This is a genomic window from Enterovibrio makurazakiensis (genome assembly GCF_050336585.1).
GTDB classification, from domain to species: domain Bacteria; phylum Pseudomonadota; class Gammaproteobacteria; order Enterobacterales; family Vibrionaceae; genus Enterovibrio; species Enterovibrio gelatinilyticus.
In genome coordinates this window covers 109,170-127,620 of sequence record NZ_JAKJSE010000012.1, presented here as the reverse complement: position 1 = coordinate 127,620, position 18,451 = coordinate 109,170, and the positions used below count along the sequence as shown (strand labels likewise).

Below are 18,451 nucleotides of genomic sequence, written 5' to 3'. Positions count from 1 at the left end.
GTTTTAGCTTGTAGTTTTAGCTTGCACTACGCGACGAATCGCTTGATACAAGAGATAAATCATTACTCACAGGTGCATCTACGCCCGCTGCCAAGTAAGGAATGAGTCTGTCAACAATGTCTTCAGTTGAAACATTGTGTCCAAAATCGTTTTCAGCAATTTCCCCTAGCGCGACATTGGATGCCATGGTGAAAATCACTGCGCCAAGGGTAAAGTGAAGTCGCCAGAACACATGTTCCGGTTTGAGTGAGGGGTTCGCTTTCACCACCGCTTGGGTAAACAGCTTCAACACACTGTCGTAGCGCGTTGTAATAAACCAGCGTAAGTGGCCTTGCACATCGGTATAACCTCGGCCTATCAACTGCATAAACACAGAAGCGCCGCGGCGACGGAAAGTGTCGAGCCCTAACAAGGGTTGCTTCGTGCAGGTAAACACGTCTTCCATCGAGATATTGTCTTTCACCAGCAGTGTTTGCAGTTCCCGCTCGAGCTGAGGCATAAACTCTTCTAGGTATCGCGCAAGTACGGCACGAACCAGCGATTTTTTATCGCCAAAGTGATAATTGACAGATGCGAGGTTCACCCCCGCTTTACTCGTTATCGTGCGAAGAGAGGTATCTTTGAAGCCATGCTCGGCAAACAGCTGCTCAGCCGCGTCAAGAATTTTGCTCTTGGTTTCACCTTTCCCTGCCATATTCATTCACCTGTATTAAACAACTGTTTAACTTTACATCTCGTTAGCATTAATAACAAGCCCAAAACATTTACTCTTGTGACGCCTTCACGTACCACATTCGAAACAAAAAAAATTACTCACACAAATTCAAAAAGTTAATGGCTTTGCTAATGTTTTTTTGCTCATTTATAAGAATTAAAGTGCCGTTAATGGGAACAAAACGAGAAAGCGCAGGTCACATATAATGCCACTGCTTTTTTTTAGAATTTTAGATCTTCTAGAGCCCGTATCAGATATTGATAGCGGGCTTTTTTTCGACTTGTCGGTTGACTATGACCACTTGTTTGACGAGTAACATGACGCCAGCAACCGATCGGAGAAGTAAAAATGGGGAGCGAAAAAAAATACGAAAAAAAATTCACTTTATTTTGAACTAATTCAAATGGGGGGCGTCTCAATACATGTAGATAGATGATAAGTGCCTTTGAATGTAACGCTGGCCGCCAAACATGAATTCTAACTTATCACTAGATACTGCTGCTTTTTCTTACTCCTGTTTCAAATTTTTTGTTGCCCGCTTCCTTGGAAGCGGGTTTTTTTATGCGTTTTTATGCGCTTTTTTACCCGCAATGGCCAGCGACGTACGTTAAATCAGCTCAGGCAGTGGCATGTCATAGGGCGACGAATAACGTAAACTCAACCCCAAATGCTGCACCGTATAGTCAGGGGATATCCACTTACCTTCCCCACCATCTTCAATGAACTCAGGTTGAACTAAACCCATTTCTCCTGCCGCCCAGCGATAAAACTCTCGACGAGAAGGATGAGCTAATGCACTTAGGTGGAAAGTTTCTCCACCGCTTTGCTTGTGAATAATGGCTGAAATGGCCTGTATACAATCTTCACGATGAATCAAATTCACTGGGTCATGTCCGTTTGCTATGCCAGTGCGACCTGCCATGTGTTTCGCTGGGTGGCGTGTGTCTCCCACTAACCCTGAGAACCTAAGTACGACACCACCATCTGGAAATTGCGCCAGCACATAGCGTTCAATGTCATGGTGTGCTTTACCGGATTCCGTATCAGGCTCACACAAGGTGCTCTCGACAATTTTACCCATCGCACTGCCATAAACAGATGTGGTACTGATGAAAATAAATTGCTTCGTGCCTCCCGCTTTCGCGCGGTCCACCAAGGTTTTCATTGCGGTCACGAACTTTTCGCGCTCGAACGTTTGTCTACCGGGCGGAATATTGGCGACAAACACATCATTCGAAAACAGTGAAGATGCCTCATCCTCCGTGTTATCGTCATAGATGTCGTAAACCACACCTTGAATTCCCTGATGAGATAACGCTGTCGCTGCCGCGTCAGTTCGCTTTGAACCACTTACGCCAAATCCGTTATTGGCAAGATTTTCAGCCAACGCTAACCCCAGCCATCCACACCCGCATACTGATACTGTTTTATATGGTTTCGACATCGAAAGTTCCTTGTAACCTATTTTCATATGCACGACAAAATCAACGAATGCGTGCCACAAGATCGGAATCTAGCGCACGATTGCTGAAAAAAAGCTCCGCTTTGGTGTAATTAAGCAACTAAAAGCGTGAATGAATACAAATTTTTTACAGGCAATTCTTGGTTAAAATGTCATAAAGAGAATTCACCCGTTAGACTCAACTATAACATTGTTGAGCTTAGAGTTATTTGTACCCATGAGGTCAGTAAGAGCCGACTAGCTATGTCGACATGCCCTGCTGATAATTTAGACATCGGAAGCCAAGCGGTAATCTGAATGAACACGCTAGAAAAAATACAAAAGAATATTGAAAATTTTAGTAAGTCTGAACGAAAGGTAGCAGAAGTTATTATCGCTTCACCTCAGACAGCCATCCATTCAAGTATTGCTACCTTGGCAAAGATGGCAGACGTGAGTGAGCCCACTGTTAACCGCTTTTGTCGTCGCTTAGACACAAAAGGATTTCCAGACTTTAAACTTCACCTCGCACAAAGCCTCGCTAACGGTACGCCATATGTTAACCGTAACGTCGAAGAACACGACAGCGCTGATGCTTACACGGCGAAGATTTTCGAATCCACCATGGCGTGTTTGGATGTTGCTAAAAACAGCATCGATACTCTACAAATCAATCGCGCCGTCGACTTGCTCACTCAAGCCAAAAAAATCTCATTTTTCGGTTTAGGGGCATCTGCTTCTGTCGCTCACGATGCACAGAACAAGTTCTTCCGTTTTAACATCCCAATTGTCTGTTTTAATGACATTGTTATGCAGCGCATGAGTTGCATTAACTGCAGTGATGGCGATGTTGTTGTCGTGATTTCCCATACGGGCCGAACCAAATCCTTGGTTGACGTAGCGACATTGGCAAAAGAAAACGGCGCGACGGTTATCGGCATTACCGAAAAAGGCTCGCCGCTAGATAGAGTATGCTCACTAACAATCACGCTTGATGTACCAGAAGACACTGACATCTATATGCCAATGGCAAGCCGAGTTGTGCAAATGACCGTGATTGATGTACTGGCCACAGGCTTCACTTTACGACGTGGACCAGGGTTCAGAGAGAACCTGAAACGTGTTAAAGACGCGATTAAAGATTCTCGCTTCAACAAAGAAGCACTGACCTAAATAGACATAGGTAATTGAAAGGGTAGGCAGAAAGTCTGCCCTTTTTCTTTCTCTCCCGCTCTCTCAACTACACTTACTCTACTAATCAAAATATCAATTACTCACCGACAGTGAATAACAAACATCATATTCTCAGGGGACTTTCATGACTGACCCAATGCGACGAACAAAAATCGTAACAACATTAGGCCCTGCTACTGATAAAGAAGGAGTACTCGAACAGCTCATTGCCAGTGGTGCAAACGTGGTACGAATGAACTTCTCGCATGGCAGCGCAGAAGACCATATTAAACGCGCTGATCAAGTACGTGAAATTGCAGCCAAGCTCGGTACACACGTTGGTATTCTCGGTGACCTACAAGGCCCCAAAATTCGCGTTTCTACTTTCGCTGACGGCAAAATCAACCTCGCGGTGGGTGACCGCTTTATCCTCGATAGTGATTTACCTGTAGGCAAGGGCAATAAAGACCGAGTTGGCCTCGACTACAAAGATTTACCTAAAGATGTGGGGCCAGACGATATCTTGTTGCTCGACGATGGTCGCGTGCAACTTAAGGTCATTTCAGTTGAAGGCACCTGTGTTCATACTGACGTGACAGTGGGTGGTCCACTGTCGAACAACAAAGGCATCAACAAAAAGGGCGGCGGCCTTTCTGCACCCGCACTGACAGACAAAGACAAGCAAGACATCCTGACCGCAGCGAAAATCGGCGTGGATTACCTTGCGATATCTTTCCCTCGCAATGGCGAAGATATGCGCCTTGCCCGTTCATTGGCGCGTGATGCAGGCTTAGATGCCCGTTTAGTCGCTAAAGTAGAGCGTGCAGAAACAGTCGCGACAGACGAAAACATCGATGACATTATTGAAGCGTCTGATGTAGTGATGGTGGCACGTGGCGACCTCGGGGTAGAAATTGGTGACCCTGAATTAGTTGGGGTGCAGAAAAAACTCATCCGCCGTGCTCGTGCCCTTAATCGCTGCGTGATAACAGCCACGCAAATGATGGAATCGATGATCAAAGCGCCGATGCCAACACGTGCGGAAGTCATGGACGTTGCAAATGCCGTACTTGATGGTACTGATGCCGTCATGTTGTCAGCAGAAACCGCTGCAGGTGATTACCCGCTTGAGACGGTCAAAGCGATGGCTGAAGTGTGTATTGGTGCCGAGAAAATGCCATCCATCAACGTCTCTAATCACCGACTCAACAAAGAGTTCGAGTTGATTGAAGAAACGGTATCCATGGCGAGCATGTATGCGGCAAACCACATGCCAAAAGTCAAAGCCATGGTGTCGTTAACGGAATCCGGTAAAACAGCACTGATGATGTCACGCATCAGTTCGGGCAAACCAATTTTTGCTCTGTCACAACACGAAGCAACATTGCGTCGAGCTGCTCTTTATCGTGGTGTTACACCTGTCTATTTCCAAAGTGACACTGGTGCCGGCCCCGATGTGGCACACCGAGCGATCACCTTACTCAAAGAACAAGGCCATCTGCAGCCGTGGGACGTGGTGATTTTCACGCAAGGTGATGTGATGGGTTATGTTGGTGCGACCAATACTATGCGTTTGATCACCGTGACCTGATAGCAGTTCTCAAATGACAGTTATCTGATAACTGCCTTCAAATGGCGATGCTGGCATCGCCATAACACAAAGCCCCTGATCATAAGGGGCTTTGTTATTTCTGGTTATGATTGTTTGAGCGCCCTTTCGACGAAGGAAATATCACTCATTGATAGATGCCACCCAGTGCGGATTGATTACAGAGGTTAAAATATGGTCTTCCCACTGACCATTAATCAGTAGATAGTCTTTCGCTTCCCCTTCTTTTACGAAACCTGCTTCTAAGAGGACCGCTTCGCTACGTGTATTACGAGGCATATAGGAAGCCATAATGCGATGAAGATTTAAGTTATCGAACAGCCATTGGTTGGTCACTTTTAGTGAACGCCTCATTAAGCCCTTACCTTGAGAAGCTTCTGCCAACGAATACCCAACATTGCAGGCATGGAAAGGAAACTGCATGATGTTGTTATAGGTAATAACTCCCGCTATCTCTTCACTTCCTTGTTCGAAGATCAGGAAATAGTACGCCAGACCATGTCGTTGAAGCTCGGTAAGCTGAATAACACGCCTTTCCCATCCTTCGTAGGTAAAAAAACCATCCGGCCTTAGCGGCTCCCACGGCGTCAAGAAAGTACGATTGACCTGAAAATATCGAACCACTCTTGCGACATCAGCCTTTTGAATCGCTCGAATAACAAGATTGTCGACGTTTAAACTAGGGAAAGGGTTTATAATCTCGATTGACAACTTGCCTCCTGTCTACCTTTTGGACTGGTCTTATGTACTACGATAGCTTTGATTCCCCGCTGGGGAAAATACATATGTTGGCGGATGAATCAGGACTTAGACAACTTTCGTTGTGTCTTCATCATCCCTTTGAACAGAGCCTAGAGTGGAAACACTCCAAATCAAAGATCGCAACATATCGAAACCAGTTGCTCGAATTTCTGACTGGCGATCGCACCCAATTCGATGTCACCCTCGCCCCTCATGGCACTGAGTTTCAACACCAAGTCTGGCAAGCCATCCGCGACATCCCCTATGGCGAAACACGAACATATAGCCAGATTGCAGAAGCCATTGGAAACCCCCTAGCCTGTCGCGCTGTAGGAATGGCAAGTAACGTCAATCCTATTCCGTTTATTGTGCCTTGCCATCGGGTGATAGGCAGCAATGGCAAACTCACAGGGTATCGCTACGGCGTTGAGGTAAAACAAAAGCTATTGCAATTGGAAGAAGCGGCAACCTAGGTTAGCCGCTTTTTTACGATTACTTTTTGCCGATTGCGTATTCGCGCAATTTGTTTGCCACCGCGGTATGCGAGACATTCAAACGTTTTGCAAGCTTACGTGTCGATGGATAGCTGCGATACAAGTTCGACAAAATGCCAGACTCATAACGCTTCATGATGTCATCCAACGAGCCTTCCATGGTTTCTTCTGTAAGGAATGCAGCTTGTTCGGTTTCTGGCAGCTGAATGTCCTCTTTGGTCAAACAACCGTCTTCAATCTGTGTCATTGCGCGGAACAAGACATTACGAAGCTGTCGGACATTTCCCGGCCAAGAATACTGGGTGAGAAATTCAGGCACACCCTGCTGAAGCATCGGTTTCTCTTGACTCAACTCCGCAGAAAATTGGTTAAGGAACAACTCTGCCAACGGCTGAACATCCGATGGACGTTCGCGCAGTGAAGGGACAGTGAGTGACAATACGTTGAGTCGATAATACAAATCTTCTCTAAACTGCCCAGCTGACACACGCTCTGCGAGATTCTTCTGCGTGGAGCAAATCACACGAACGTCGACTTTGATTTCACGCTCTTCTCCGACGCGGCGGAAAGTACCATCTTGCATAAAGCGAAGTAGCTTGATCTGCAAATGCGGGCTCATTTCTCCCACTTCGTACAAGAACACTGTCCCGCCGTCAGCCTGCTCGAACTGGCCTTTTTTACCATCATGGTCAATACCCGGTGCGCAACCAAACAGTTCGGTTTCAGCGGCGTCATCTGGCATTGAGACGCAGTTCACGAGCAAAAATGGATTATCCGCACGATGCGAACGTTGATGACACGCTTTTGCCAGCAACTCTTTACCCGTTCCCGTTTCACCTTGGATCAACAACGGGGCATCTAGCAGTGCGAACTTTTTCGCTTGATTGACAAGCGTACGGAATTTGCTCGACTGGCCAACAAGATGCTCAAAACCATGCTCACCCTGCGTGCGATACAAGGTTGTAGGCAGGTGACTCATCGAGACTTGTTTAAGCTGGATAACGGCACTGGCAAGCAAGTCTTTGTCTTCACTATCCGTGACATACACGGGCATCACTTCCATCAAGTAGTCCATGCCAGATATCACGACCTGACGACACACCTGACTCGCGTTATCTCGCTCTAGCCAATGCGTGAAGTTGAAATCAGGGAAGAGATTATTCGCGGCTTCACCGATCAACTGTGATTCTTCCGTATCCATCAGTCGAAAAGCGGCTTTGTTTGCCAAATCGACCTTACCGTTCAAACTCACGGAAAATACGGGATCGCTGAGCGTTTCAAGTAATGCTCGAAGTTCGCGATGTTCTCGCTCTGCGGGGAGAAATTGAATTTTCCTGACATCAGTGACGCCACTGATCAAACGAATTTCCGACATCAACTGTCGAAATTCCTCAAATTCTATTTCAGGGCAATTTAGGTAAATGATACCGACTTGATCGATTTCTATGCCACGCAGATCAATGCTGCGTCGAGCCAGAATGTCGAGTAACTCACGGGTTAAGCCAAGTCGATCTTCGCAAAAGACCTGTAGTCTCACGGTGATGTCCTGCTAGCAGTACGGTCGAAGATTCCAACGTTTCGAAATCGACCATGTTGATGAGAAAAATTGCAGCAATACACTGTCACATTACTCAGCATTTAAACTCGATGTAAAGTGTCAGGAATTGTTGACAGTTTTGGAAGTTTGCGCCTCAAGCCCCCATGAGTCAAGCGGCAAGACATAAAACGTGAAAGGAGAAACTTAAGGTTTGAAGAAATTAGGGGTTTGAAGAAACGAAAGGAATGAAATCACAGTCAATCGACGAGGGAATAACTTCGCCGTGTCCCGAAATCAATTTAGGGCGGTGGCTTCACCGCCCCATGTAAGTACTATTTTTTGCTTGATGTTAGCCTTCGTAACAATTGCTTTCGCATGTCAGATAGCTTTGGCGCTTTCGTCCCGACATAAGGTAATGGTCGCATTACCGCCATCGCTTTGTACCCTAGCCTTGCGGTTAGCAACCCAACGCCCAAACCTTGTGCTGCACGCGCAGACAGTTTGCCCGCCAAATCAACAGACAAGAGATCTGTCCCGATGTCGGTCATGGCTTCACTTGCACCTGCAAATGCCATGTTCGCCAGTACCAAGCGCAACAAACGAATGCGAGACCAATAACCAAGCTTGACGCCATAAATGGTCGATACTTGTTCTAGTAAACGAAAGTTTCGCCACGCCACCAGCAGCATGTCAGCGAGTGCCAATGGGCTCAATGCGACCATCACTGCCGCTTCAGAAGCGTATTTCGTGACCATTTTCTTGGCACGAATATCTTGCTCAACCACCACCATTTGGTCGTATAACTCGAAGACTTCTCTATCATTGTGTGTTGCCGCTAGCGAGGTCTGCCATTTGTCATAACCTGCCGTCATTTCGCTGTTTGCCTGCTTCGCCAACTTTTCACATACGCTTTTGGCTTTGCCAATACCATCCGCATCAATGATAGACAGCACCTGCTCGCGCTCATCTTGTCGACCTTTCAAACGGCGCAAGGCAATGAATTCACGGCCTAAAGCCGCGATGCCCATAGCCGCAATACCAGCCACGAAGCCACTCCAGCCTACGGCGAGCCAATCAGAAGCTTGAACTGCTGTCCACACACTGTCTATTGTTTGCCAACCAACAAGGCCGATACCAGCCACAGCGAGCGTGCGAACACCCCAACGCTTTTTCTTCGCGGTTAGCGCTGATTCAAGGATCTGCTCTGCCTCAGTTTCAGGCTCTATCTCTGTGACAGCAAACGTTGCTGCCTCACTGTCAAACTGCTTTTGAAGCGTCAACTCTGGCGCATCATCTTTTGGCTTTTGGGTGTCTTCAAACACCATCGCTTTTTTATAGTCGCTCATGTCGTACCTTTATCTGAGTTTGTCACCCAATAAATACTGCAGTGCTTTATCAACTCGAATGTGGGGCAAAGGCTCGTCAACATCATTTGGCATAGGCCTGAACTGACGAAACTCAAACTGATTGTTTTGCCAAAACGCATCGCCCGGTAAACGCCCAGGCACATCGCCGGGGTACATTAACATTGGCTCCCCGGTTTCTAACGTTCCGCGAAGTGCTGCAACAGTTTCACCTTTATGATCAACCATACCCGGCTCTGTGGCTTGAATGGATGCCAAGCTGATACATTCCATATCAATGCCTTCAAACGCGGCGGTTTGCCACGCTTCGTGTATCAACTGTTGCAGCAAAGACACGAGGTTAGGGTGCTGATCAGGCGTAACATGATCGGCCTTAGTCGCGGCAAATAATATCTTGTCGATACTTGGTGAGAACAATCGACGCATCAGCCCGCTTTTGCCATATCGAAAGCTCTGCATAAGCTGTTCAAGCGCCAAGCGCATGTCGTTGAATGATTCTGGCCCTGCGTTCAACGGTTGAAGCGTATCCACCAGCACTATTTGTCGGTCCACTTTTGAGAAGTGCTCTTGGTAGAAACCTTTTACTATATGCTGACAGTAATAATCGTAACGCTGTTTAAGTATCGCATAGTTACTGTTTTTAGATGCTTGCGCCAGTTGGCTTTCACCGTACTTTTCACTGACCAGCGGGAAAAACTGAAGCACTGGCGCACCAGCATATTCGCCAGGCAATACAAAGCGCCCAGGCTGCACCCAATGCAGGCCAGCTTCATCTTTACAGGCATGCAAATAGGCGGTGAACTTACCAGAAAGATCAGCGATATGCGCCTCATCGGCTTCAGCTAACGGATCAAACTCGTCTAAAGCCGCCAACCAATCTTGTGCGAGTGTTTGGCGCTTACCACTCAAAATACCCGATTGTTTTCTCGACCACTCATCAAAGCTCATCGACAACAAAGGCAAATCTAGCAGCCACTCCCCGGGATAATCGACAATATCCAAGTACAAGGTGGCAGTATCTTGCAGCAGTTTCATCGGCCCGCTATCTGGACGATAGCGAATCGCCAAGCGAATCTCGCTCACGTCACGCGTGGGAGAAGGCCAACGAGGGGGCTGAGAGCGCAACGCTTGAATCCCCTGATCATAATCAAACGCAGGAATGTGCAGTTGTGTCTGTTGAACTCTTCGAGCACCAAGCACACGCCCATCTCGTACCGGCTGAAACAGCGGCATTCTCGGATTGGTCGCGCTATGAAGCAATTGGTTGATGAGTGACGTGATAAAGGCTGTTTTACCCGCGCGAGAAAGCCCAGTAACAGCGAGACGTACATGACGATCTAGGCCGCGGCTTACCCACTTATTGACATGACTTTTAACGGATTTCATTGACAGCGGAAGCTCCTCTTAGAACCAGAAATCCCCCGCTACATTAGCGAGGGATGAGGATGTCAGTCTGAGAATTAAAGCTTTTTGAACTGACGATTGAGATCGAATTCGCTCGATGTAACATAGGCTTCCATTTTGGCAACCTCTTGCTCCATCTGCATCATTTCCTGATCAACATCTGCCAATAAGTTACTCGCTGATTTACCTTGTTGCCAAGGCTTTTGTTTGACCTGATGTTCGCGGAAATGGTTAGTTTTCTTTGCTTCTTCCGGCGGCATTTTTTCGAGAATCAAGGTTGCGGCCACATATGCCACTATCACGAAAAAGCCCAGTCCAATAAGAAAAGCCGACACGGTAATAATCCTTACCAACCAGATTTCTACACCAAAGTAATCGGCGATCCCTGCACAAACGCCGCCGAGTTTCCCGTTTACGGGATCACGATACAACGTTTTACTCATTGTTTATGTCTCCAATTTGGTGCTTCTTCATCAAGAATTCTCTCCAATGAATGAATGCGGTCCTGCAGCGCTTCTGCGCGATCTGCCAACGCTTGCAGCTGTTCGAATTCGTCACCACTCAATCCCTGACCAACTTGACGCTTGCTGCGGTAATGCAGCCACAGCCAGAGGGGTGCAACGAAAACAAGAAACACCACCAGTGGGATAGATAAAAACGCCATTGACATGCCAACTCCTTACCTTGTTAGGTTTTATTCTTTGTCTTTGAGTTCCGCTTTCATGCGAGCGAGCTCTTTTTCAATTTCATCTTGCGCTTGAAGGTCAGCAAATTCGTCTTCTAGGCGTTTGCCTTTGCCAACACTGTAACTCTCGGCTTCCGCTTCAAGCTCATCAATACGACGCTCGTACTGCTCGAATTTTGCTAACGCTTCATCAGTACGTCCTGTGTCGAGTTGACGACGCACATCCAAGCGTTTGCCTGCCGCTTCACGACGAATGACCAACGCTTGTTGACGCGCTCGCGTTTCTGCCAGCTTGGTTTCCAGTTCAGCGACTTCGTTGCCAAGTTTCCCAATGGTCTCTTCTACCAAATGGAACTCTTCATTTAAAGTCAGCAAGATATCGTGCACTTTCTGTTTTTCAATTAACGCGGCACGTGCCAGATCTTCGCGAGATTTCTGTAGTGCTAACGTGGCTTTTTCTTGCCAATCAGCCAATTGGCGTTCGATACCATCAATTTTACGCGCCAGTTCTTTTTTGTCAGCCAACGCACGCGCTGAAGATGTGCGCACTTCTACCAACGTATCTTCCATTTCTTGAATGATCAGTCGAACCATTTTTTGTGGATCTTCTGCTTTATCCAATAGCGAATTGACGTTAGCGTTAACGATGTCTGCAAAGCGAGAGAAAATACCCATTGTGATGCTCCTTATTCCGAATGCGCCCTTTGCGCCTACCGATTGAGGAATGACCTCATTGGTTTTCTTATATCAAACACTGTGCCAACTTTTATTTTTCTTTAATATCATAAGTTTAAATTATTTTATGCATTATGCCGCCACCAAGGTATGATGAAATAAACTAACAGTTGGTAAATTTAACCATGCAGAAACCTGACAATCTTATTGGCGAATCGGATCACTTCCTATCAGTGCTCGATCATGTTTCTCGAATCGCGCCACTGAATCGTCCCGTCCTCTTGCTGGGTGAGCGCGGCACAGGTAAAGAGCTCATCGCAAAGCGACTGCACTACTTATCACGTCGATGGGATGGCCCACTCGTCAGCCTGAACTGTGCGGCTTTGAGCGAAGGGTTAATTGATTCCGAACTGTTTGGTCATGAAGCGGGGTCTTTTAGCGGCGCTAAAGGTCGGCACAAAGGGCGATTTGAACGTGCAGAAGGTGGCACGCTCTTCTTAGATGAGCTGGCAACATCGCCACTTGGGGTTCAAGAAAAACTGCTCCGCGTGATTGAATACGGTGAGTATGAGCGTGTCGGCGGCAGCGATATGCTGAGCTCCGACGTAAGACTCATCTGTGCCACCAACGAAAACTTGCCTGAACTCGCCGCTGACGGGAAGTTTCGTGCTGACTTGCTCGACCGGCTCGCGTTTGATGTCATCCACCTCCCACCACTTCGAGAGCGCCAAGGCGATATCGCTTTATTAGCCGAATATTACGCGCTGAAGATGTGTCGAGAGCTGGGCTATCGTTACTTCTCTGGTTTTACGGCAAATGCCATGAATGCACTCCACGACTATCACTGGCCCGGCAACGTACGTGAGCTAAAGAACGTGGTTGAACGTGCTATTTATCGGCATGCAGACGAAGACACGCCTGTCGACGCCATCTTGTTAGACCCGTATCAAGCGCCGTGGACAACTTCAGCAACACCTGAACCTACCGCACAGCCTCAATTTATCTTGCCGATGGATTTGCGTCAGTGGCAACAGAATCAAGAAAAAGACATTGTCGAATATGCCATGACACATGCCAAGTTCAACCAAAGACGCGCCGCAGAACTGCTGGGCTTGAGCTACCATCAAGTAAGAGGCTTATTACGTAAATACAACTTGGTTGGTGAGGAAAACACCGAATCAGAATGAATTTTGGTTTGTTGTTCTGAAATCACTCTGTTATTTGCACCGTGACTTGGTGACTTTGTTGCTTCAGTGGTAAATTAACATCTTAACTTTATTACCTAATCATTGGCTTATGAGCGCGCTAAGCCGCTTGCTACTCGCAAGCGTTACCATTCTCCTATTGGCAGGATGCGAAGATCCGTTCTCCGACAACTCTGCGCGAAACCGCGGGTTCATCTATTGCGGCCCGGGTCAGCCAAATACATTTAACCCCCAACTCACCGATGGTGGTCTGACGGCTGACGCCCTATCCAGTCAGATCTTCGACCGTCTGTTGCAGCTTGATCCCGATACCTACCAGCCCATTCCCATGCTGGCGCAAAGTTGGCAAGTGAGTGAAGATGGCAAAGAGTACACGTTTGATCTTCGACGCAGCGCGACGTTTCAAGTCACTGAGTGGTTTATTCCCCATCGCGGTGTCAGCGCCCAAGATGTCGTTTTTAGCTTTAAGCGACTTATCGATCCGGAGCATCCCTACCATGAGGTTTCTGGGGGGGAATACCCTTGGTTCGACAGTATGGATTTTGAAAGCCTGATCGATGATGTGGTTGCCATTGGGGACTACAAAGTCAAATTCATCTTATCGCGCCCTGATGTGTCTTTCCTTTCCTCTCTCGCTACTACGTATGCCGTTGTTCACTCCTCTGAATACGCCCAGCACTTGCTTTCTTCTGGTACACCAGAACGAATCGACACTCACCCTGTCGGTTCAGGCGCTTTCTTTTTGGATGACTATCAGCCTCATCGGTACATTCGCTTAAAACGCCACTGGGGATACTGGAATGGCGCAGCGCCCATGGAGCAGATTGCTTACGACATTAGCAACCGAGGTACAGGCACATTTACCAAGCTGATCACACGTGAGTGCGATGTCTTGTCCTCTCCTATCGCCAGCCAATTGTCAGTCATCAAAAAGAACCCTGACTTCGTTCTCGCATCACAAACAGGCATGAACGTCGCCTTCCTTGCTCTCAACACCCGTCACCCCGCGCTGTCGGAACTAGAGGTGCGTCAGGCCATTAGTTTGGCGATTAACCGCGATACACTCATTCAATCGGTTTACTACGGAACAGGAACCGCAGCCACAGGCATGTTGCCACCGATGTCATGGGCGTATGACGAGCAAAACGCCATTGCCTTTGACCCGCAACTGGCGCTTGGGTTGATGGCCAAAGCGGGGTATCGTCACGGCTTTACGGTGGACCTTCTTGTGCCGCTCACGCCAAAATCCTATAACCCTAGCCCACGAAAAGCGGCAGAGTTGATTCAATCAAACCTCGCGATGATTGGCATCACCGTGAATCTCGTGGCACAAGAAGATATTAACCGGAAACAACTTAGACAAGATCCCGCTGATTTAGATATGGTGCTGACGGGCTGGATTGCAGATAATGGCGACCCTGATAATTTCCTTCGCCCGCTCTTGTCTTGCAATGCCAAGTTTACGGGTTGGAATCTTTCCAATTGGTGTAACCGCTATTTTGACCGTTACCTTGATGCTGCTATCGCGACGGATGTGCGAGAAGATCGCCGTGAACTCTACTTAAACGCACAAGCCATTTTACAAGAACGCATGCCTATTATTCCTCTCGCACATGGCGTTCATTATCAAGCGAGAAATGCCAAGCTTCAGGGAATTACCCTGAGTCCTTTCGGAGACAAATCTTTTGCCAATGTTTCTAGGAGCCAGTGATCTATGTTGATCTACGCGATTCGCAGGCTCAATCTCTTCATTATTACTTTGCTGATCCTGACATTGATCGGCTACAACATTGTTCGGCTCGACCCTTTTTCGGTTTTTAATCAACAAGAATTTTGGACTGGCTGGTTTCAATATCTACGCCAGCTAATGCAAGGTGACCTTGGTATTTCAGCCAGCGGTCTACCGGTAACTGAATCACTTTCTCAGGTGTTTCCTGCCACCCTAGAACTGTGCTTTTTTGCCTTTCTTTTGGCGCTCATCATCGGTATTCCTTTTGGTACCTTGGCTGGAATTCGTCGCGGGTCTGCCGCTGACATTATGATTTCCTCCATCACGTTACTGACATTTTCGATGCCTATCTTTTGGATGGCTATATTGATGATCATGGTGTTTTCACTCTATCTAGGTTGGCTACCTGTTTCTGGCCGTTACAACTTGTTGTTTGAGATCCCTACGGTCACTGGCTTTGCCTTAGTGGATGTGTTGATTTCCAATCACCCCCAACGCAGCCAAGCTATCGAAGACATCATTCGACATCTTGTGATGCCAACGCTCGTGCTCGCTGTCGCGCCCACGACCGAAATCATTAAGTTGCTGCGCGATTCTGTGGCAGACGTGATGAGTCAAAATTACATTAAAGCGGCTGCCACTAAAGGCTTGTCTAAATCAGAGATCGTCATGCGACACGTATTAAAGAATGCGTTGCCTCCAATTATTCCCAAATTTGGTATCCAAATCTCCACCATGATGACGTTCGCAATCATCACTGAATCCATATTCAACTGGCCTGGCATCGGAACTTGGCTACTCAACGCACTGAGTTTTCAAGACTATGTCACGGTACAGGCAGGCGTATTGGCTGTAGGCAGCGTGGTGCTGCTTGCCAACATTTTCTCCGATTTAGCCGGTGCGGCAATCAGCCCGCTTGCAAGGAAGGAATGGTATGCCCTCAAATAGTGTTTATTTAGAGCAGCACATCCCGACGCAGCTAGAGCGTTCATGGAAAGCATTTCGTGAAAACACCTTAGCGGTCTTCGGCTTCTGGTGGCTATGCATCCTCATACTCATCACACTGCTTGCGCCTTGGATATCCCCTTACGACCCGCAGTTTCAGACGGGTCACCTGCTGCAGCCTCCGTCATGGGATAACGCAGGTACCGTTGATTACTTTTTGGGAACCGATGATTTAACGCGCGACATGCTGTCTCGTCTGATTGCGGGATCACGTTTAACCTTTGGCTATGCCGTATTGGTCGCACTTGCCGCCGCTGTACTTGGCGTATTGATTGGTATTTTGGCTGGCATGACATCGGGTCTAAAATCAAGCTTTCTCAACCATTTACTAGATACCATACTGTCAATCCCCTCTCTGCTTCTTGCCATTATTGTGGTGGCATTTTATGGACCGGGTGAAGTCAGCATTCTGTTGGCGGTTTGGCTTGCTCTGATACCCCGTTTCATTCGTGCCGTTTATACCGCGGTGCATGCCGAAATGGAAAAAGAGTACATATTGGCTTCGCGGCTCGATGGCGCAAACAGCTTCTATTTACTGTATCACTCAGTACTGCCGAATATTTTGATTGTCCTAAGCACTGAACTTACACGTGCTATTTCCGTTGCTATTTTAGATATTGCGGCACTCGGTTTTCTGGGTTTGGGTGCACAAGCACCATCCCCAGAATGGGGCGCAATGCTGGGAGACTCCATCGAATTGGTGTTTACAGCCCCTTGGACTGTTACCCTGCCCGGATTAGCTATCATGATAAGTGTACTTGTGGTCAACCTCGTCGGTGACGGCGTTAGCCAAGCGTTAAACGCAGGAACAGAATAATGCCACTGTTAGATATACGACACCTCACCATTGAAATCGATACGCCTCAAGGTCCCGTCAAAGCGGTTGACCGTATGAGCTTAACCATCAATGAAGGTGAGATCCGAGGCTTGGTTGGCGAGTCTGGTTCAGGAAAAAGTCTGGTTGCAAAAGCCATTTGTGGCGTCACCAAAGACAACTGGCGTGTCAGTGCGGATCGCTTAAGACTTGGTAATATTGACCTACTTTCACTGCCTGCTCGAGAGCGTCGCCATGTTGTTGGTAAAGACATTGCAATGATCTTCCAAGAGCCATCGACCTGTCTCGACCCTTCAGAAGAAGTGGGATATCAGTTAGAAGAAGCCATTCCTTCGAGCTCATTTAGCGGAAGTTGGTGGCAGCGCTTATCTTGGCGTAAACAACAATCTATCGCACTGCTTCACAAGGTGGGTATCAAAGATCATAAACGCGTGATGAAAAGCTACCCCTATGAATTAACAGATGGGGAATGCCAAAAGGTGATGATTGCCATGGCCATCGCCAATCGCCCTCAACTATTGATTGCTGATGAACCAACAGCCGATTTGGACCCCATTACACAGGCGCAAATTTTCCGTCTTCTAAGCCGCACCAACCAAATTGCTAACACCACCATCTTATTAATCAGTCACGACCTCACGACAGTCACACAGTGGGCCGACCGTATCACTGTGATGTATTGTGGTCAGTCGGTTGAATCGGCAGGACGAAAGCAAATTATCGAAAAGCCGCATCACCCTTACACTGATGCCTTACTTCGTGCCATGCCTGATTTCAGTAAAGACATTCCCCATAAAAGTAAACTGGCGGCGCTTCCTGGTTCTATTCCACCGTTACAGCATCTCCCGATCGGTTGTCGATTGGGGCCACGCTGCCCTTACGCACAACGAAAGTGTGTTGAAGTACCACGTACCATCAAAGTGAAGAATCACAAATTCGCCTGTCATTTCCCTCTCAATATGGAAGCCAAAAAACATGACCGCACTGCTTGAAGTTGATGGCTTATCCAAAAACTATCAATACCGCACCGGTATTTTCACTAAGCGCGTGATTGAAGCGGTAAAGCCTGTATCTTTCTCATTGGACGCGGGTGAAACTCTGGCATTCATCGGCGAAAATGGCTCAGGAAAATCGACGTTAGCGAAAATGCTCGCGGGTGTTGTCATGCCGACAGGTGGCGAAGTTCGCGTGAATGGCGAAGTGCTTCGACCAAATGATTACAAAACACGATGTAAGTTGATTCGGATGATTTTCCAAGATCCTAATACATCGCTGAATCCTCGTAATCAAATTGGTCAAATACTCGAAAGCCCTCTTAAGCGAAATACCAATATGACGCCGCAAGAGCGTGAGCGTCGAGTCAATGACACGCTACGCCAAGTCGGACTTTTACCAGAACATGCCTATTTCTATCCGCAAATGTTAGCGACTGGGCAAAAACAGCGCATCTCCTTGGCAAGAGCGCTAATTCTGCAGCCTTGTGTCATTGTTGCGGACGAAGCACTGAATGGCTTAGATATGTCTATGCGTTCCCAGATCCTAAACCTACTTCTAGAGTTGCAGGAGTTAATGGGGCTTTCCTATATCTATGTGTCACAACACATGGGAGTTATCAAGCATGTCGCTGACAAAGTGATGGTGATGCAAAATGGTGAAGTGGTTGAATCTGGCACAACGCAGTCTGTCTTTTCTGACCCGCAACATGCATTGACGCAACGTCTTATTGAAAGTCACTTTACCGCGCCAACCATGGACCGACGTTCAAGATACAACATGGCATAACGTGCGGTTTATTGGCCTGACTCGAGGCAATTCCATCACTGAATGAAAACGAAAAGA

At 47.5% G+C, this 18,451-nt stretch carries 18 protein-coding genes; 9 read left to right on the top strand and 9 right to left on the bottom strand.

Translation table 11 applies throughout. The features are described 5' to 3' along the window. Positions 1-16: 16 nt before the first annotated feature. Positions 17-694, bottom strand: coding sequence for a TetR family transcriptional repressor PsrA (psrA, locus tag L4D06_RS10475; RefSeq protein WP_274165668.1), 678 nt, complete (start codon positions 692-694; stop codon positions 17-19). 628 nt (positions 695-1,322) lie between these two features. Continuing rightward, the gene (locus L4D06_RS10470; RefSeq protein ID WP_429739262.1) at positions 1,323-2,159 is read right to left on the bottom strand and encodes an NAD(P)H-binding protein; all 837 of its coding nucleotides are present in this window, start codon (positions 2,157-2,159) and stop codon (positions 1,323-1,325) included. Positions 2,160-2,474: 315 nt separating this feature from the next. On the opposite strand from L4D06_RS10470, the gene L4D06_RS10465 reads away from it, so the two are divergent. After that, positions 2,475-3,329 carry a MurR/RpiR family transcriptional regulator gene (locus L4D06_RS10465; protein ID WP_274165666.1) on the top strand — a complete coding sequence of 285 codons (855 nt, stop codon included), beginning with the start codon at positions 2,475-2,477 and terminating at the stop codon, positions 3,327-3,329. A gap of 145 nt (positions 3,330-3,474) precedes the next feature. After that, positions 3,475-4,920, top strand: coding sequence for a pyruvate kinase (pyk, locus tag L4D06_RS10460; protein ID WP_274165665.1), 1,446 nt, complete (start codon positions 3,475-3,477; stop codon positions 4,918-4,920). A 141-nt stretch (positions 4,921-5,061) separates the two neighbouring features. On the opposite strand, the gene rimJ is transcribed toward pyk, so the two are convergent. Continuing rightward, the gene (gene rimJ / locus L4D06_RS10455; RefSeq protein WP_274165664.1) at positions 5,062-5,649 is read right to left on the bottom strand and encodes a ribosomal protein S5-alanine N-acetyltransferase; all 588 of its coding nucleotides are present in this window, start codon (positions 5,647-5,649) and stop codon (positions 5,062-5,064) included. A 32-nt stretch (positions 5,650-5,681) separates the two neighbouring features. On the opposite strand from rimJ, the gene L4D06_RS10450 reads away from it, so the two are divergent. Continuing rightward, positions 5,682-6,152: a methylated-DNA--[protein]-cysteine S-methyltransferase gene (locus L4D06_RS10450; protein ID WP_274165663.1), complete on the top strand. Its 471-nt coding sequence runs from the start codon at positions 5,682-5,684 to the stop codon at positions 6,150-6,152. Between the two features lie 19 nt (positions 6,153-6,171). Here the strand turns inward: L4D06_RS10450 and tyrR are convergent, their stop codons facing one another. The 6 genes from tyrR to pspA form a co-directional block, all read right to left on the bottom strand. After that, the gene (tyrR, locus tag L4D06_RS10445) at positions 6,172-7,710 is read right to left on the bottom strand and encodes a transcriptional regulator TyrR (protein WP_429739259.1); all 1,539 of its coding nucleotides are present in this window, start codon (positions 7,708-7,710) and stop codon (positions 6,172-6,174) included. Positions 7,711-8,042: 332 nt separating this feature from the next. Next, on the bottom strand, positions 8,043-9,056 hold the full coding sequence (locus L4D06_RS10440) for a YcjF family protein (protein WP_429739257.1): 1,014 nt from the start codon (positions 9,054-9,056) through the stop codon (positions 8,043-8,045). Between the two features lie 9 nt (positions 9,057-9,065). Continuing rightward, positions 9,066-10,460, bottom strand: coding sequence for a YcjX family GTP-binding protein (locus L4D06_RS10435; RefSeq protein ID WP_429739255.1), 1,395 nt, complete (start codon positions 10,458-10,460; stop codon positions 9,066-9,068). A gap of 74 nt (positions 10,461-10,534) precedes the next feature. After that, positions 10,535-10,921 carry an envelope stress response membrane protein PspC gene (gene pspC, locus L4D06_RS10430; protein WP_274165659.1) on the bottom strand — a complete coding sequence of 129 codons (387 nt, stop codon included), beginning with the start codon at positions 10,919-10,921 and terminating at the stop codon, positions 10,535-10,537. Continuing rightward, positions 10,918-11,148, bottom strand: coding sequence for an envelope stress response membrane protein PspB (gene pspB / locus L4D06_RS10425; protein ID WP_274165658.1), 231 nt, complete (start codon positions 11,146-11,148; stop codon positions 10,918-10,920). The genes pspC and pspB overlap by 4 nt, the downstream gene beginning before the upstream one ends. Before the next feature lie 24 nt (positions 11,149-11,172). Next, complete coding sequence (pspA, locus tag L4D06_RS10420) at positions 11,173-11,838, bottom strand: phage shock protein PspA (RefSeq protein ID WP_028022718.1); 666 nt, start codon at positions 11,836-11,838, stop codon at positions 11,173-11,175. Between the two features lie 185 nt (positions 11,839-12,023). Here pspA and pspF point away from each other — a divergent pair, with 185 nt between their 5' ends. The 6 genes from pspF to L4D06_RS10390 all read left to right on the top strand — a co-directional run bounded on the left by pspF (position 12,024) and on the right by L4D06_RS10390 (position 18,394). After that, the gene (gene pspF, locus L4D06_RS10415; RefSeq protein ID WP_429739254.1) at positions 12,024-13,025 is read left to right on the top strand and encodes a phage shock protein operon transcriptional activator; all 1,002 of its coding nucleotides are present in this window, start codon (positions 12,024-12,026) and stop codon (positions 13,023-13,025) included. Positions 13,026-13,134: 109 nt separating this feature from the next. After that, positions 13,135-14,754: an ABC transporter substrate-binding protein SapA gene (sapA, locus tag L4D06_RS10410; RefSeq protein ID WP_274165656.1), complete on the top strand. Its 1,620-nt coding sequence runs from the start codon at positions 13,135-13,137 to the stop codon at positions 14,752-14,754. 3 nt (positions 14,755-14,757) lie between these two features. Beyond that, positions 14,758-15,720 carry an ABC transporter permease gene (locus L4D06_RS10405; RefSeq protein WP_274165655.1) on the top strand — a complete coding sequence of 321 codons (963 nt, stop codon included), beginning with the start codon at positions 14,758-14,760 and terminating at the stop codon, positions 15,718-15,720. Next, entirely contained in the window at positions 15,707-16,594 is an 888-nt protein-coding gene (gene sapC, locus L4D06_RS10400) for a putrescine export ABC transporter permease SapC (protein ID WP_274165654.1), read from the top strand. Before L4D06_RS10405 ends, sapC begins: the two co-directional genes overlap by 14 nt. After that, complete coding sequence (locus L4D06_RS10395; protein WP_028022723.1) at positions 16,594-17,604, top strand: peptide ABC transporter ATP-binding protein; 1,011 nt, start codon at positions 16,594-16,596, stop codon at positions 17,602-17,604. The genes sapC and L4D06_RS10395 overlap by 1 nt, the downstream gene beginning before the upstream one ends. Next, positions 17,588-18,394: a peptide ABC transporter ATP-binding protein gene (locus L4D06_RS10390; protein WP_274165653.1), complete on the top strand. Its 807-nt coding sequence runs from the start codon at positions 17,588-17,590 to the stop codon at positions 18,392-18,394. Before L4D06_RS10395 ends, L4D06_RS10390 begins: the two co-directional genes overlap by 17 nt. Positions 18,395-18,451 lie beyond the last annotated feature (57 nt).

What these genes read in the sequence shown, in the direction of transcription:
- L4D06_RS10465 (WP_274165666.1), top strand. Translation starts at nt 2,475, where the DNA reads ATGAACACGCTAGAAAAAATACAAAAGAATATTGAAAATTTTAGTAAG.
- L4D06_RS10395 (WP_028022723.1), top strand. Translation starts at nt 16,594, where the DNA reads ATGCCACTGTTAGATATACGACACCTCACCATTGAAATCGATACGCCT.
- sapA (WP_274165656.1), top strand. Translation starts at nt 13,135, where the DNA reads ATGAGCGCGCTAAGCCGCTTGCTACTCGCAAGCGTTACCATTCTCCTA.
- L4D06_RS10405 (WP_274165655.1), top strand. Translation starts at nt 14,758, where the DNA reads ATGTTGATCTACGCGATTCGCAGGCTCAATCTCTTCATTATTACTTTG.
- L4D06_RS10435 (WP_429739255.1), bottom strand. Translation starts at nt 10,460, where the DNA reads ATGAAATCCGTTAAAAGTCATGTCAATAAGTGGGTAAGCCGCGGCCTA.
- pspA (WP_028022718.1), bottom strand. Translation starts at nt 11,838, where the DNA reads ATGGGTATTTTCTCTCGCTTTGCAGACATCGTTAACGCTAACGTCAAT.
- pyk (WP_274165665.1), top strand. Translation starts at nt 3,475, where the DNA reads ATGACTGACCCAATGCGACGAACAAAAATCGTAACAACATTAGGCCCT.
- L4D06_RS10440 (WP_429739257.1), bottom strand. Translation starts at nt 9,056, where the DNA reads ATGAGCGACTATAAAAAAGCGATGGTGTTTGAAGACACCCAAAAGCCA.
- L4D06_RS10390 (WP_274165653.1), top strand. Translation starts at nt 17,588, where the DNA reads ATGACCGCACTGCTTGAAGTTGATGGCTTATCCAAAAACTATCAATAC.
- pspB (WP_274165658.1), bottom strand. Translation starts at nt 11,148, where the DNA reads ATGTCAATGGCGTTTTTATCTATCCCACTGGTGGTGTTTCTTGTTTTC.
- L4D06_RS10450 (WP_274165663.1), top strand. Translation starts at nt 5,682, where the DNA reads ATGTACTACGATAGCTTTGATTCCCCGCTGGGGAAAATACATATGTTG.
- pspF (WP_429739254.1), top strand. Translation starts at nt 12,024, where the DNA reads ATGCAGAAACCTGACAATCTTATTGGCGAATCGGATCACTTCCTATCA.
- pspC (WP_274165659.1), bottom strand. Translation starts at nt 10,921, where the DNA reads ATGAGTAAAACGTTGTATCGTGATCCCGTAAACGGGAAACTCGGCGGC.
- sapC (WP_274165654.1), top strand. Translation starts at nt 15,707, where the DNA reads ATGCCCTCAAATAGTGTTTATTTAGAGCAGCACATCCCGACGCAGCTA.
- L4D06_RS10470 (WP_429739262.1), bottom strand. Translation starts at nt 2,159, where the DNA reads ATGTCGAAACCATATAAAACAGTATCAGTATGCGGGTGTGGATGGCTG.
- psrA (WP_274165668.1), bottom strand. Translation starts at nt 694, where the DNA reads ATGGCAGGGAAAGGTGAAACCAAGAGCAAAATTCTTGACGCGGCTGAG.